The sequence below is a fragment of the Mycolicibacterium iranicum genome (assembly GCF_014190915.1).
Taxonomy (GTDB): Bacteria; Actinomycetota; Actinomycetes; order Mycobacteriales; family Mycobacteriaceae; genus Mycobacterium; species Mycobacterium iranicum_B.
In genome coordinates, this window is the sequence record NZ_JACHVU010000009.1 from 79,751 (window position 1) to 93,637 (window position 13,887).

The following is a 13,887-nucleotide window of genomic DNA, read 5'->3' on the forward strand; positions in this document are numbered from 1 at the left end:
TGGATAGCCTTCCCTAACCCTGGCTGCGGCATGCCGGACATCCTGGCACAACGACTTTGCTCGCAGTGACCTACCCGGCCGGTTCTGTGCGAGCGCCGTGAGCGGTCTCGGTCACATCCGCGGCGGCGGCTGCGCCCCCGGGTCCTCGGGATCGACCTCGACGGCATACGACGTGATCGTCGTGATCTCCTCGCCGTCGAACTCGTACACCGCGCAACTGGCCACGGCCGTCACCCCGTCCGGGCGCACGTAGCGGACGACCGTGTCCACGGCGACGACGTCGCCTCCGGCCGCGGTCACGCACCGGTCGAACTCCACCGAGGTCCCCTTCAGGCTCTCCAGGGTGTCCTGACAGGTGGTGCGCACCGCGTCGGCGCCCTCGAGCACCATGCCCCCGACGATCGTCCACTTCACGTTCCTGGCGAGATGACCCAGCGCGTCGTCGAAGCGATGTTCGGAGAACGCGCGGGCCACGGCGCCGGAATCGAATGCCATGGGCACGACCGTAGCGTCCCGGGCGCGCGGCACGGTATGAGTAGACCTATGAAACTGTCGGGTGTCGGTCTGTGGAGTTCGCAACTGCGATACGGAAATCCGGAGGAGGCAGCCGACGCGGCCGCCGAACTCGACGGGCTGGGGTTCACCGCGCTCTGGATTCCCGACGTCGGCGGCCCAGTGCTGGACTCGGTCGAGAGCCTGCTGTCGGCCACCGAGAAGACGGTCATCGCGACCGGCATCCTGAACCTCTGGATGCACGAGCCCGCCGAGGTCGCGACCCGCTACGCGGCGCTGACCGACGCACACGGGGAGCGGTTCCTGCTCGGCATCGGCGTCAGCCACGCCCCGCTGATCGACTCGAAGGAGCCGGGCCTCTACCGCAAGCCGCTGGCCGCGACCGAGAAGTTCCTCGACGCCATCGACGCCTCACCCCAGCCGGTGCCCACGGCCAACCGGGTGCTGGCCGCACTCGGCCCCAAGATGCTGCAGTTGTCGGCCACCAAGGCCGGCGGCGCGCACCCGTACCTGAGCACGCCGACGCACACCGCGCAGGCCCGCGAGGTACTCGGCCAGGGCCCGCTGCTGCTGCCCGAACAGACGGTCCTGCTGACCGACGACCGCGACGAGGCCCGTCAGATCGGAACGGATTGGCTGCGTTCCTATCTCGCGCTGCCGAACTATGCGAACAACCTGCTGCGGCTCGGGTTCACCGAGGACGACCTGTCCTCGGTGAGCGACCGGGTCTTCGACGCGCTGATCGCGTGGGGTGACGAGGACGCCGTGAAGAGCCGCGTCACCGAACACCTCGACGCCGGGGCCGACCACGTGTGCGTGCAGGTGCTCACCGCCGACCCGCGGGAGTTCCCGCGCGAGCAGTGGCGCCGGCTGGCCGACGCGCTGCTGTGACCTCCCCCCGGTAGCGGCTCAGGTCAGCAGATCCCGCACCACCGCGTCGGCGAGCAGCCGGCCCCGGTCGGTCAGCACCAGGTGCGGGCCCTCGGCGCGCAGCAGTCCGTCGCGGACGGCCTGCGCGGCGCGGTCGCGCTCCTGGTCGGAGAGCGTCGCGGCGGGCAGGCCCGTGCGCAGCCGCACGCCGAGCATCACGTCCTCGACGTGTGCGGTGTCGGCGTCGAGCACCTCGAAGTCGGCGACGGGCAGTTCGCCGGCGTCCAGCACGGAGGCATAGGCGTTGGGGTGCTTGACATTCCACCACCGCGTGGCGTCGAGGTGGCTGTGCGCACCCGGCCCGGCGCCCCACCACTGGCCGCCGTTCCAGTAGCCGATGTTGTGCCGGCACTCCCCGCCGGCGCGGCTCCAGTTCGACACCTCGTACCAGTCGAACCCGGCGTCGCCGAGGCGGCGGTCGAGCAGTTCGTAGCGGCGGGCGTGGACGTCGTCGTCCGGGGCCGGGATCTCGCCGCGGCGCACCCGCCGGGCCAGCGCCGTCCCGTCTTCGACGATCAGCGCGTACCCGGAGACGTGGTCGACTCCGGCCTCGATGGCCGCATCCGCCGACCGCAGCAGGTCTTCGTCGCTCTCCCCCGGCGTGCCGTAGATGAGGTCGAGGTTGACGTGGTCGAAGCCCTCGGCGCGGGCCTCCCGCGCGGCGGCGACCGCGCGGCCGGGCGCGTGCACCCGGTCCAGGGCGGCCAGCACGTGCGACGCCGTGGACTGCATGCCCAGCGAGATCCGCGTATAGCCCGCGGCGCGCACGCCCGCGAAGAAACGCGGCGACGTCGATTCCGGATTCGACTCCGTGGTGACCTCCGCGCCGGGCGCCAGCACGAAGTGGTCGCGGATCCCGTCGAGCACGGCGCCGAGGCCGACGGCACCGAGCAGCGAGGGCGTCCCGCCTCCGACGAAGACCGTCTGCACCTCGGGTGGCGCGCCCAGGCGTTCGGCGGCGAGGCGCAACTCGGTGCGCAGCGCCGCGAGCCACCCGTCCGGGTTGGCTCCGCCGAGTTCGGCCGGGGTGTAGGTGTTGAAGTCGCAGTACCCGCAGCGAACCGCGCAGAACGGCACATGGATGTAGATGCCGAACGGCCGGTCCCGGTGGGCCCTGACCGGGGGCAGCTGCGTTCGCTGCCCGGCCTCCACGTGCGCTGTCACCGTCCCAGTCTCCCAGAACGGCGTTTCGCTCAGCGTGAGCGGAAAAATCGGCCGGTTAGGGCTGGTGCGGGTGTCCGTGGCACAATCGGTGGCGTGACTGCTGCCCACAGCTTCCCCCGCCGGGTCTCCCTGGTGGTGCGGCGTCATGTCGACTTCAAGCGCGTCTGTACCTGTTGCTGTCTTCGTTGACTTCGTAGACCTGCCATCAGCCCACAGCTGGCCGCCGGATCTGCGCCGCCGGACAGCCCTCCGGTGACGAGCGCGATCTGAACGCCGGCTCCGACCAGGAGCCCCTTCATGACCACAGCACAGAACAAGCCCGTGAAGCGCCCCCGCGGCGAGGGCCAGTGGGCGCTCGGCTACCGCGAGCCGCTCAACCCCAACGAACAGTCCAAGCGCGACGACAACCCGCTCAACGTGCGGGCGCGCATCGAGGACATCTACGCCAAGAACGGCTTCGACAGCATCGACAAGGGTGACCTGCGCGGCCGTTTCCGCTGGTGGGGCCTCTACACCCAGCGCAAGCAGGGTTACGACGGCACCTGGACCGGCGACGAGAACACCGACATGCTCGAGGACTCGTTCTTCATGCTGCGTGTGCGCAGCGACGGCGGATCCCTCACCACCGCGGCGCTGCGCACCCTGGGCACCATCTCGACCGAGTTCGCCCGCGACACCGCCGACATCTCGGACCGGCAGAACGTGCAGTACCACTGGATCCGCGTCGAGGACATGCCGGAGATCTGGCGGCGGCTGGACGAGGTCGGCCTGCAGACCACCGAGGCATGCGGCGACTGCCCCCGCGTCGTGCTCGGCTCGCCCCTGGCCGGCGACTCGCTCGACGAGGTCATCGACGGCACCCCGGCGGTCAACGAGATCGTCAAGCGCTACATCGGCAAGCCCGAGTACTCCAACCTGCCGCGCAAGTTCAAGACCGCGATCTCCGGCCTGCAGGACGTCGTCCACGAGACCAACGACGTCGCCTTCATCGGCGTCGTGCACCCCGAACACGGCCCGGGCTTCGACCTGTGGGTCGGCGGCGGTCTGTCCACGAATCCGATGCTGGGGCAGCGGGTCGGCGCGTGGGTGCCGCTCGACGAGGTCCCCGACGTGTGGGAGGGCGTGGTCAGCGTCTTCCGGGACTACGGCTACCGTCGCCTGCGCTCCAAGGCGCGCCTGAAGTTCCTGATCAAGGACTGGGGCGTGGAGAAATTCCGGGAAGTTCTGGAGACCGAGTACCTGAAGCGGCGGCTGATCGACGGTCCCGCACCTGATCCGGTGACCCGACCGATCGACCACGTCGGCGTCCAGAAGCTCAAGAACGGCCTCAACGCCGTGGGTGTCGCACCCATCGCCGGGCGCGTGTCCGGCACCATCCTGACGAAGGTCGCCGACCTGGCCGAGTCCGTCGGCAGCAACCGGGTGCGCTTCACGCCGTACCAGAAGCTGATCGTGCTCGACGTGCCCGACGAGAAGCTCGAGGAGCTGCGTGCCGGCCTCGACGCCCTCGGCCTGCCGTCGAGCCCGTCACACTGGCGCCGCAATCTGATGGCCTGCACCGGCATCGAGTACTGCAAGCTCAGCTTCGCCGAGACGCGCAGCCGGTCGCAGGTGCTGGTGCCGGAGCTGGAGAAGCGCCTCGAGGACATCAACGCCCAGCTCGACGTGCCGGTCACGATCAACATCAACGGCTGCCCGAACTCGTGCGCCCGTATCCAGGTCGCCGACATCGGGTTCAAGGGCCAGATGATCGACGACGGGGACGGGCCCGAGGAGGGTTTCCAGGTCCATCTCGGGGGAAGCCTGGGCCTGGACAGCGGTTTCGGCCGCAAGCTGCGCCAGCACAAGGTGCTCTCCACCGAACTCGGTGACTACATCGAGCGGGTTGTTCGCAACTTCGTGAAACAACGGGAGCAGGGTGAGCGTTTCGCTACGTGGGCTCTTCGAGCAGACGACGCGGATTTGAGGTAACGCATGACCGACACGATGAGTGAGATCGACCTGCAGCAGCTCGCCGAGCGCGGGGCCGCCGAACTGGGCCCGCACGCCACAGCCGACGAGCTCCTGCGCTGGACCGACGAGAATTTCGGCGGCGCCGGCGGGTCGGCTGATCGATCCGGTTACATCGTGGCGTCGAACATGCAGGACGCGGTGCTGGTGGATCTGGCGGCGAAGGTTCGCCCGGGCGTGGACGTGTTGTTCCTGGACACGGGCTACCACTTCGTCGAGACGATCGGCACCCGCGACGCGGTCGAGGCGGTGTACGACGTGAACGTCGTCAACGTCCGTCCCGAGAAGACCGTCGCCGAGCAGGATGCGCTCTTCGGCAAGAACCTGTTCGAGCGCAGTGCCAACGAGTGCTGCCGTATGCGCAAGGTCGAACCGCTGTCGAAGGCGCTGCGCGGGTACTCGGCGTGGGTGACCGGAATCCGGCGGGTCGAGGCGCCGACCCGTGCCAACGCCCCGCTGATCAGCTGGGACAAGGCTTTCGGACTCGTCAAGATTAACCCGCTGGCGGCGTGGACCGACGACGAGATGCAGGACTACATCGACGCCCACGGCATCCTGGTCAACCCCCTGGTCGACGAGGGTTACCCGTCGATCGGCTGCGCACCGTGCACCAACAAGCCCGTCGAGGGCGCCGATCCGCGCAGCGGTCGCTGGGCGGGCCAGGCGAAGACCGAATGCGGTCTGCACGCGTCGTGACCCCGACGCTCGTCCTGACGGCACACGGCAGCGCCGACCCGCGGTCCGCGGCGACGGCGCGGGAGATCGTCGCCTGCATCCGCCGGCTCCGCCCGGGCCTGGACGCCCGGATCGCGTTCTGCGAGCAGAATGCTCCGAACCTCCGCGACGTGCTCGCCGCAGTGCGGGGCGGGCGCGCCGTGGTGGTGCCGCTGCTGCTGGCCGACGCGTACCACGCCCGGGTCGACATTCCGGCCATGATCGCCAACTCCGGCACCGACGCCTGCCGCGCCGAGGTGCTGGGCGAGGACGACCGGCTGATCCACGTGCTGCGGCAGCGGCTGGAACACGCGGGCGTGTCGCGGCTCGACCCGCGGGTCGGGGTGCTCGTCACCGCGGTCGGCTCGTCGCGGCCCACGGCCAATGAACGCACGGCGACGGTGGCCCACGAACTCACGCTGACCACACGCTGGGCCGCGGCCACCGCGTTCGCGACCGGCCCGCAACCGACGCTCGCCGAGGCGGCCGACCGGCTGCGTGCCGGCGGCGCGACGCGGCTGGTCATCGCGCCGTGGTTCCTCGCGCACGGCCGCATCACCGACCGGGTGAAAGCTTTCGCCGAGACCCAGGGCATCGCGATGTCCGCACCGCTGGGCGCGCACCGACAGGTCGCCGAAACCGTCCTCGACCGGTTCGACGCCGCACTCGCGCTGCGCGCCGCGGCCTGACCGGCACCTGCTGCGGCACCCACACGAATACGGTGGGGCGATGAGATTCGACGAGTACCGCAGCCACGACGCGACCGGACTGGCCAAGCTGGTCGCCGACAACGAGGTGTCGGCGTCCGAACTGCTCGCTGTGGCCCGCGAACGGGCCGCCGAGGTGAACCCCCGCATCAACGCCATCGTCCGCGACATCCCGGCCTCGCCGTCCCCGGATCTCACGGGGCCGTTCGCGGGGGTGCCGTTCCTGATCAAGGACCTCGCTCAGGACTATGCCGGCCTTCCGTCTTCGAACGGCTCCCGCTCGCTGGCGTCCACCCCGGTCGCCGAGCACTCGACCGTCGTCCGACGCTGGCTCGACGCGGGGCTGGTGATCTTCGGCAAGACCAACCTGCCCGAGTTCGGCGCGAAAGGCATCTCCGAGCCCGAGCTGTGGGGACCGGCGCGCAACCCGTGGAACACCGACCGCACGCCGGGCGGATCGTCGGGCGGGTCGGCCGCAGCCGTGGCGGCCGGGATCGTGCCGTGTGCAGGCGCCAACGACGGCGGCGGCTCGATCCGCATACCGGCCGCGTGCTGCGGCCTCGTGGGCCTGAAACCCAGCCGCGGTCTGACCCCGACCGGGCCGCTCACCGGCGAGTCGATGCACGGCGCCGCGGTGCAGGGCGTGGTGTCGCGGACCGTGCGCGACACCGCCGCGATGTTCGACGTGATTGCCGGCGGCGAGACCTGGGGCCCCTACTCGCCGCACATGCCCGAGTCACCCCTGGCCTCGTGCGTCGGCGCGGATCCGGGCCGGCTCCGGATCGGGGTGCGGGTGCCTTCGGCCATCACACCGCAGCCGCACCGGGAAGCGGTCGAGGCGGTCGAGGCCACCGTGCGCGCGCTGACCGATCTCGGCCACCACGTCGAGGAGCTCCCGCAGGCGCCGTTCGACGACGCAGCACTGGCGCGCGACTTCCTGCTGACGTGGTTCGTCTACGTCGCCTGGCAGATCGACGAGGCCAAACGCGTCTCCGGTGCCGGCGACGACGCGTTCGAGCGCGACACCCTGATCATGGCCGCGCTCGGGCGCGCGACGAGCAGCGTCGACTACGTCGATGCCGTCGCCCGCCGCCACGAGCACACCCGCCGGCTCACGACATTCTTCGAGGACTACGACCTTCTGCTGACGCCCACGCTGGCCACCCCGCCCCCGTCGATCGGTGAGTTCGATCTCCCCGTGGCGCTGCAGCGGGCGTCGGACGTTCTGCTCAAGACCAGGACGGCGAGGTTCCTGCGCTTCACCAAGATCGTCGACGACATGGTCGACAAGAACCTGGGCTGGGTGCCGTACACGCAGTTGGCGAATCTCACTGGGCGACCGGCGATTTCACTCCCCCTGCACTGGACCGCCGACGGTCTGCCTCTCGGTGTCCAGTTCGTCGCGCCGTTGACGGGCGAGGCGCTGCTGATCACGCTGGCCGCCCAACTGGAGGAGGCACTGCCGTGGGCGGACCGGGTGGCTCCGCTCTGACAGCACCCTCCCAGGTTCGGTACTGTGGTTCTCGTTGCCCACCCCGGCCCGCTGCGGGCCCACTCACGAGCAAGGACTCGATGCAACCTCATAGACCCGAGGCGGTCTCATGCTGACCGCCGTTCTCGGAATTCTTCTCGGCTTTCTCGTCGTCCTGGCCATCACCGCGCTCACCGGTTACTTCGTGGCTCAGGAATTCGCCTACATGGCGGTCGACCGCTCCCGCCTCAAGGCACGCGCCGAAGCCGGTGACGCCGCCGCCGGGCGGGCGCTGACCGTCACCCGCCGCACCTCGTTCATGCTCTCGGGCGCCCAGCTCGGCATCACCGTCACGGGCCTGCTGGTCGGTTACGTCGCCGAACCGTTGATCGGGCGGGGCTTCGAAACCCTGCTCGGCGGCAGCGGGATACCGACCGCCGTGGCGGTGGCACTCGGCGGCCTCGCCGCGATCGGGATATCGACGATCGTGCAGATGCTCTTCGGTGAGTTGTTCCCGAAGAACCTCGCGATCGCGCGGCCCGAACCCCTGGCCCGGTGGCTGGCGCTGTCGACGACGCTGTATCTGAAGCTGTTCGGTTGGCTCATCTGGCTCTTCGACCAGTCGTCGAACCTGCTTCTGCGAGTTCTCCGTATCGAGCCCGTCCATGATGTCGAGCACTCCGCGACGCCGCGCGACCTCGAGCACATCGTCGCCGCCTCCCGCGACGCCGGTGAGATCCCCCGCGAACTCTCGGCGCTGCTCGATCGCATCCTGGATTTCCCGACCAGCACCGCCGAGCACGCGATGATCCCCCGGTCGCGCGTCGACGCCGTGGCCGGCGACGAGCCGATTGCCGCAGTGCTGCAACGGATGTCGACCGGGCACACCCGCTATCCGGTGACCGGGGCGACCGCCGAGGACATCATCGGCGTCATCCATCTGCACGACCTGCTGGGTGTGCCGTCCCCGTCCGGCACCGCGCGGACGCACTGCCGGCCCGCCGTCGTCGTCCCCGAGACGTTGCCGCTGCCCAACGTGGTCCGCGAACTGGAGCAGGGCAGCGACGAGATGGCCGTGGTGATCGACGAATACGGCGGCTTCGCGGGCATCGTGACCATCGAGGATCTCGCCGAGGAACTGGTGGGCGAGATCGACGACGAACACGACACCGCCACCGAGGCCGACGTTCTCGTCGACGGGGACGGTTGGCTGCTCTCCGGCGACCTGCCGCTGGACGAAGCCGAACGCACCCTGGACCTGACCCTCCCGCCGGGTGACTACGAAACGGTGGCCGGCATGGTCATCGCCCACGGGATGGGGTTGCCCGAGGTCGGTGACGAGGTCGTCGTGGAACTCCCGGCCGACCCGGCCGACCTCGTCGACGACGGGACGCCGCCCACGCGACGGCTGACGGCGCAGGTGCGCTCGATCGAACGCCGGGTTCCGGCAACGGTGTTCGTCACCGTCGAGGTCACCCAGGAGGACACCGATGGGTAACCCCTGGGTGATCGTCGCCGTCACCACCGCTCTCATCGGTCTCAGCGCGTTCTTCGTCGCGGTCGAGTTCGCGTTGATCGCGGCTCGGCGCAACCGGCTCGAAGATGCGGCGGCCACCAGCGCGGCCGCCCGTGCCGCGCTGCGCAGCGCCGGCGAACTCTCCCTGCTGCTCGCCGGGGCGCAGCTGGGTATCACGGCGTGCACGCTGCTGCTCGGCGCCATCACCAAACCCGCTGTGCACTACGCCCTCACGCCCTGGATCAGCGACCTCGGCGCCCCTCAGTGGGCGGCCGACGTCGGCGGCTTCGTGCTGGCACTGCTGATCGTGACCTTCCTGCACCTGGTGATCGGCGAGATGGCGCCCAAGTCGTGGGCGATCGCCCATCCGGAGCGGTCGGCGACCCTGCTCGCGATCCCGATGCGCGCGTTCATGTTCGTGACCAGGCCGCTGCTGCGGGCGCTCAACCACGCCGCCAACTGGTGTCTGCGGCGCGTCGGCGTGACGCCGGTCGACGAGCTCGCCGATTCCCAGGATCCCGATGCGCTGCGCCAGCTCGTCGAACACTCGGCGACCGTGGGGACGCTCGACGAGCGTTACCACGCGAACCTCGCCAGCGCGCTGGAGCTCGAGGCGCTCACGGTCGGGCAGGTGGCGCACCACGACGCCCGGTACAGCGACGTGCCGGTCGACGCCACCCCGGCGCAGATCCAGGACGCCGCGAAGGCCACCGGCCATCTGCGGCTCCTGGTGCGCGACGGTGCGGCGACCGTCGGCGTGGTGCACGTGCGTGACAGCCTCGCCACCGACTCCCCCGCGCGGGAGCTGATGCGGCCGGTCTTCACCCTGCCCGAGGACACCCCGGTCTACGAGGCGCTGCGCGTCATGCGCGAGACCCGCAACCACCTGGTGGTCGTCGACGGCCCGTCGGGACCGGGACTGCTGACGCTGACCGACCTGCTCTACCGGCTGCTGCCCACCGAGGCGGCGTGATCGTGCGCGGGCAGCGGTTGGTCGGAGGGTAGGGCCGGCACGCGGGTGGCCCGCACGTAGACCGTGTCGCCTTCCTTCAGACCGAGGGCCTCGGCGTCGCCGCGGGTGATCTGCGCAGTGAACGGCGTCTGGGTCGCCGCGTTCAACAACTCGACGCGGACCTCGAAGCCCAGCATCACGACCCGTTCGATCACCGCCCGCGTCACACCGGTCGCCTGGATCGAGTCGTCACTGGTCGCGATCGCCATGTCGGGGTTGCGGCCCACCCGAATGTCGTGCGGGCGCACCAGGACTCCGTTGAGGGACGACACCGCGCCGAGGAACGACATCACGAAGGCGTTGGCCGGTGCGTCGTACACCGTGCTCGGAGAACCGACCTGTTCGATCCGTCCCTTGTTGAGCACGGCGATCCGGTCGGAGATGTCGAGCGCTTCGGACTGGTCGTGGGTGACCAGCACGGTCGTGACGTGAACCTCCTCGTGGAGTCGACGAAGCCAGGCCCGCAGGTCCTCGCGAACCTTCGCGTCGAGCGCACCGAAGGGCTCGTCGAGCAACAACACCTCCGGGTCGACGGCCAGTGCCCGCGCCAAAGCCATCCGCTGCCGCTGGCCGCCCGAGAGCTGATTGGGATAGCGGTTCTGGAAACCCGCGAGCCCGACCACCTCCAGCAGGTTGTCGACCTTCTCGTTGACCTCGGTCTTGGGCTTCTTCCTGATCTTGAGCCCGAACGCGACGTTGTCGCGGACGGTCAGGTGCTTGAACGCGGCGTAGTGCTGAAAGACGAATCCGATGCCGCGACGCTGCGGTGGGACGCGGGTGACGTCGCGACCGTTGATGACGACCGTCCCGGTGTCGGGATTGTCGAGGCCGGCGATCGCCCGCAACAGCGTGGACTTGCCGGAGCCGCTCGGACCCAGCAGCGAGGTCAGCGAGCCCCTCGGCACGGTGAAGTCGACGTTGTCCAGCGCCGCGAAGTCACCGAAGTGCTTGTTGGCACCCTTGACCTCGATCGCAAAGTCAGTCATGGCGAATCTCCCCGCTAGTCTTCGGTTCTCGTGCGTTTGCGTTGTGCGTCGAACACGATCTGAGCGATCAGCACGGTGACGGCCACCGCCATCAGCACCGTCGAGATGGTGTACGCGCCGTAGTCGTCACCGCGGGTGTAGCGGTCGTGCACCAGCAGCGTGAGCGTCTGCGACTGACCCGGAAGGTTCGACGACACCACCAGCACGGCGCCGAACTCGCCGAGTGTGCGCGCGACGGTCAGCACCACGCCGTAGGTCAGACCCCACCGGATCGAGGGCAGCGTCACCCGCCAGAACGTCTGCCAGGCACTGGCGCCCAGCGTCGCCGACGCCTCCTCCTGGTCGGTGCCGATCTCGTGCAGCACGGGCTCGACCTCGCGGATCACGAAGGGCAGCGTCACGAAGATACTCGCGAGCACGATGCCGGGGAACCCGAAGATGATCGTGGCGCCGAAATCGTTCTGGACGAAGCCGAACAGTCCGGCGGTACCCCACAGTGCGATCAACGCGACACCGACGACGACGGGCGACACCGCGAACGGCAGGTCGATCGCCGCCTGCAGGGCGTTCTTGCCACGGAAGTTCCTGCGCGCCAACACCAGTGCGGTCGACACACCGAAGACCACGTTGAGCGGCACCACGATCGCGACGACGAGCAGCGACAGTGAGAGAGCCGCTTGCGCGGCCGGTGTGGTGATGGACGCCCAGAAGGCGACGAGACCCGGCTCGAACGTCCGCCACAGGATGGCGCCGAGAGGAACGACCAGCAGGGCCACGATGTAGAACAGCGCGACGCACCGCAGGATCAGCTTCGTGGGTAGCGACAGTGTCACGGCACGGTCATCGCGCTGCTGCCTCCCTCTTGGCGGCCTTGGCTCCGAAATACCGCAGAACGAACAACACGACGAAGGAGATGAGCAGCAGCACGATCGAGATCGCGGCCGCTCCGGCCGGATCGTCGTTCTCGATGAGCGTTCTGATCCACTGCGACGACACCTCGGTCTCACCGGGGATCGCGCCGCCGATCAGCACGATCGATCCGAACTCCCCGATCGCCCGGGAGAACGCCAGCCCGGCGCCGGACAGCAGCGCCGGCGCCAGCGCCGGCAGGATGACCGAGAAGAAGATCGTCGCGTTGTTGGCCCCCAGCGACGCTGCGGCCTCCTCGACCTCCCTGTCCAGCTCCAGCAGCACCGGCTGTACCGCGCGGACGACGAACGGCAACGTCACGAACGCCAACGCGAGCCCCACACCCCAGGCGGTGTGCTGCAGATGGATCCCGACCGGGCTGGCGGGGCCGTAGAGCGCGAGCAGCACGAGGCTGGCGACGATCGTCGGCAGCGCGAACGGAAGGTCGATGATGGCGTCGACGAATCTCTTCAAGGGGAAATCGTCGCGCACGAGAACCCACGCGATCAGCAGACCGAACACGAGATTGACCACCGTCACCACAACGGAGATGGTCAGCGTGACCTGGAACGACGCGAGTGCCGACGGCGACGTGACCGCGGAGACGAATGCGTCCCAGCCGCCCTTGGCCGAGATCCACAGGATCGCGGCCAGCGGAAGCAGCACGATCACGGACAGCCACACCACCGCGACCCCGACCTGCAGGGTCGATCCCCCGGGCCGGCGCAGCGCCCGTCCGCCGCCCGGAGCCTCGGTGAGCTCCGGGCGCACGGTCTCGGGTACGGAGTCGACCCCGCCGAGCGGAGACGTCATCCAGTGGCCTGCTTGTAGATCTTGGTGATCGTGCCGTTGTCCTTGTCGAAGAGTTCGCTGTCGACCTTCGACCAGCCTCCCAGGTCGGCGACCGTCCAGAGCTTCTCCGGTGCGGGGAACTTTTCGGCGAACTCGGCGAGCACACCCGGGTCGACCGGACGGAATCCGGCTTCGGCCCACAGCTTCTGGGCCTCGGGGGTGAACTGGAAGTCGACGAACGCCTGCGCCTTCTCCTGGTGCTGGCTGGTGTTCACCACGGCGACCGGGTTCTCGATCTTGAACGTCTGTGCCGGGTTGACGTATTCGAGGTCGAAGTTGAGCGCCTCGTTCTCGTAGGCCAGCAGCACGTCGCCGCTGCCCTGCCGGAACACGTCGGTGGCCTCGCGGCCGGAGCCGGGACGCAGTTTGACGTGTTCGGTGACGAGCTTGTTGACGAAATCGATGCCGGCCTGCGCATTCTGACCGCCGTTGCTGGCGTAGGCGTAGGGCGCCAGCAGGTTCCACTTCGCCGATCCCGAGCTCAGCGGGCTGGGCGTGATGACCTCGATGCCGGGCTTGAGCAGGTCGTCCCAGGTGCGGATGTTCTTCGGGTTGCCGGGCCGCACGGCAAAGCTCACCACGGAGCCGAACGGGATTCCCTTGTTGGGGCCCGCGGCCCAGTTCTCGTCGACCTTGCCGGCCTTCACCAGCCGGGTGACGTCCGGCTCGACCGAGAAGTTCACGACGTCGGCCGGTTTGCCCGACTCGACGCTGCGCGACTGGTCGCCGGATGCGCCGTAGGAGCCGGTGACCTCGACACCCTTGCCCTCCTCGGTCGCGGCGAACGCCGGGCTCACCTTCGACCATCCCGGTTCGGGAACAGCGAACGCGACCAGGGTGAGCGTGGTCTCGGCGGTCGAATTCCCGCCGCCGTCGCCGGCGACATCGCTGGCGCCGCCGCCGCACGCGGCCAGGACCGTCGCGGTCGCCGCGATCGCCGCGGCCGTGCGCCAACGGGACGCGGATTTCAGGAGGGTGTGCATCGAGGACCTTTCCGGGTGGGATGTTTTCGGGGAACACCGCTCACGGAAGGCGAGGTTGTTGCTTCGGCGCACTCACGCCGCAACCGTCACCGACACCAGACCGCGAACGGGTACGGAATC

At 69.2% G+C, this 13,887-nt stretch carries 13 protein-coding genes and 1 pseudogene; 7 read left to right on the forward strand and 7 right to left on the reverse strand.

Annotation, left to right across the window (positions count from 1 at the left end; all coding sequences use genetic code 11):
- Positions 1-111 precede the first annotated feature (111 nt).
- On the reverse strand, positions 112-495 hold the full coding sequence (locus FHR72_RS18870) for a nuclear transport factor 2 family protein (protein WP_183470936.1): 384 nt from the start codon (positions 493-495) through the stop codon (positions 112-114).
- Positions 496-543: 48 nt separating this feature from the next.
- Between FHR72_RS18870 and FHR72_RS18875 the strand changes: the two genes are divergently transcribed.
- Complete coding sequence (locus FHR72_RS18875) at positions 544-1,404, forward strand: LLM class F420-dependent oxidoreductase (protein WP_183470938.1); 861 nt, start codon at positions 544-546, stop codon at positions 1,402-1,404.
- Positions 1,405-1,422: 18 nt separating this feature from the next.
- On the opposite strand, the gene hemW is transcribed toward FHR72_RS18875, so the two are convergent.
- Positions 1,423-2,595, reverse strand: a complete 1,173-nt coding sequence (gene hemW, locus FHR72_RS18880; protein WP_183471133.1) for a radical SAM family heme chaperone HemW — start codon at positions 2,593-2,595, stop codon at positions 1,423-1,425.
- 309 nt (positions 2,596-2,904) lie between these two features.
- Here hemW and FHR72_RS18885 point away from each other — a divergent pair, with 309 nt between their 5' ends.
- From FHR72_RS18885 to FHR72_RS18910, 6 genes are all read left to right on the forward strand, one after another.
- On the forward strand, positions 2,905-4,578 hold the full coding sequence (locus FHR72_RS18885) for a nitrite/sulfite reductase (RefSeq protein WP_183470940.1): 1,674 nt from the start codon (positions 2,905-2,907) through the stop codon (positions 4,576-4,578).
- Positions 4,579-4,581: 3 nt separating this feature from the next.
- On the forward strand, positions 4,582-5,313 hold the full coding sequence (locus FHR72_RS18890) for a phosphoadenylyl-sulfate reductase (RefSeq protein ID WP_183470942.1): 732 nt from the start codon (positions 4,582-4,584) through the stop codon (positions 5,311-5,313).
- Positions 5,292-6,020, forward strand: a complete 729-nt coding sequence (locus FHR72_RS18895) for a sirohydrochlorin chelatase (protein ID WP_183470944.1) — start codon at positions 5,292-5,294, stop codon at positions 6,018-6,020. The genes FHR72_RS18890 and FHR72_RS18895 overlap by 22 nt, the downstream gene beginning before the upstream one ends.
- A gap of 40 nt (positions 6,021-6,060) precedes the next feature.
- On the forward strand, positions 6,061-7,530 hold the full coding sequence (locus FHR72_RS18900) for an amidase (RefSeq protein ID WP_183470946.1): 1,470 nt from the start codon (positions 6,061-6,063) through the stop codon (positions 7,528-7,530).
- Positions 7,531-7,639: 109 nt separating this feature from the next.
- Positions 7,640-9,007 (forward strand): hemolysin family protein, encoded by a 1,368-nt coding sequence (locus FHR72_RS18905; RefSeq protein ID WP_183470948.1) that lies wholly within the window; start codon positions 7,640-7,642, stop codon positions 9,005-9,007.
- Entirely contained in the window at positions 9,000-9,998 is a 999-nt protein-coding gene (locus FHR72_RS18910) for a hemolysin family protein (protein WP_183470950.1), read from the forward strand. Before FHR72_RS18905 ends, FHR72_RS18910 begins: the two co-directional genes overlap by 8 nt.
- Here FHR72_RS18910 and FHR72_RS26870 read toward each other — a convergent pair.
- The 5 genes and pseudogenes from FHR72_RS26870 to FHR72_RS18930 all read right to left on the reverse strand — a co-directional run bounded on the left by FHR72_RS26870 (position 9,968) and on the right by FHR72_RS18930 (position 13,767).
- Entirely contained in the window at positions 9,968-10,327 is a 360-nt protein-coding gene (locus tag FHR72_RS26870; protein ID WP_472670857.1) for a TOBE-like domain-containing protein, read from the reverse strand. The genes FHR72_RS18910 and FHR72_RS26870 overlap by 31 nt on opposite strands.
- A gap of 30 nt (positions 10,328-10,357) precedes the next feature.
- Positions 10,358-11,023: pseudogene (locus FHR72_RS26875) on the reverse strand (sulfate/molybdate ABC transporter ATP-binding protein); the annotation flags it as partial.
- A gap of 14 nt (positions 11,024-11,037) precedes the next feature.
- Positions 11,038-11,856, reverse strand: coding sequence for a sulfate ABC transporter permease subunit CysW (gene cysW / locus FHR72_RS18920; RefSeq protein ID WP_183470953.1), 819 nt, complete (start codon positions 11,854-11,856; stop codon positions 11,038-11,040).
- A 7-nt stretch (positions 11,857-11,863) separates the two neighbouring features.
- Positions 11,864-12,745, reverse strand: coding sequence for a sulfate ABC transporter permease subunit CysT (gene cysT, locus FHR72_RS18925; RefSeq protein WP_260156107.1), 882 nt, complete (start codon positions 12,743-12,745; stop codon positions 11,864-11,866).
- Positions 12,742-13,767: a sulfate ABC transporter substrate-binding protein gene (locus tag FHR72_RS18930; RefSeq protein ID WP_183470954.1), complete on the reverse strand. Its 1,026-nt coding sequence runs from the start codon at positions 13,765-13,767 to the stop codon at positions 12,742-12,744. The genes cysT and FHR72_RS18930 overlap by 4 nt, the downstream gene beginning before the upstream one ends.
- Positions 13,768-13,887: the final 120 nt, after the last annotated feature.

Excerpts from the sequence above, each read along its gene's own strand:
- FHR72_RS18885 (WP_183470940.1), top strand. The coding sequence starts at position 2,905 with ATGACCACAGCACAGAACAAGCCCGTGAAGCGCCCCCGCGGCGAGGGC.
- FHR72_RS18900 (WP_183470946.1), top strand. The coding sequence starts at position 6,061 with ATGAGATTCGACGAGTACCGCAGCCACGACGCGACCGGACTGGCCAAG.
- cysT (WP_260156107.1), bottom strand. The coding sequence starts at position 12,745 with ATGACGTCTCCGCTCGGCGGGGTCGACTCCGTACCCGAGACCGTGCGC.
- FHR72_RS26870 (WP_472670857.1), bottom strand. The coding sequence starts at position 10,327 with ATGTCGTTCCTCGGCGCGGTGTCGTCCCTCAACGGAGTCCTGGTGCGC.
- FHR72_RS18870 (WP_183470936.1), bottom strand. The coding sequence starts at position 495 with ATGGCATTCGATTCCGGCGCCGTGGCCCGCGCGTTCTCCGAACATCGC.
- FHR72_RS18890 (WP_183470942.1), top strand. The coding sequence starts at position 4,582 with ATGACCGACACGATGAGTGAGATCGACCTGCAGCAGCTCGCCGAGCGC.
- FHR72_RS18875 (WP_183470938.1), top strand. The coding sequence starts at position 544 with ATGAAACTGTCGGGTGTCGGTCTGTGGAGTTCGCAACTGCGATACGGA.
- FHR72_RS18895 (WP_183470944.1), top strand. The coding sequence starts at position 5,292 with ATGCGGTCTGCACGCGTCGTGACCCCGACGCTCGTCCTGACGGCACAC.
- FHR72_RS18905 (WP_183470948.1), top strand. The coding sequence starts at position 7,640 with ATGCTGACCGCCGTTCTCGGAATTCTTCTCGGCTTTCTCGTCGTCCTG.
- FHR72_RS18930 (WP_183470954.1), bottom strand. The coding sequence starts at position 13,767 with ATGCACACCCTCCTGAAATCCGCGTCCCGTTGGCGCACGGCCGCGGCG.
- FHR72_RS18910 (WP_183470950.1), top strand. The coding sequence starts at position 9,000 with ATGGGTAACCCCTGGGTGATCGTCGCCGTCACCACCGCTCTCATCGGT.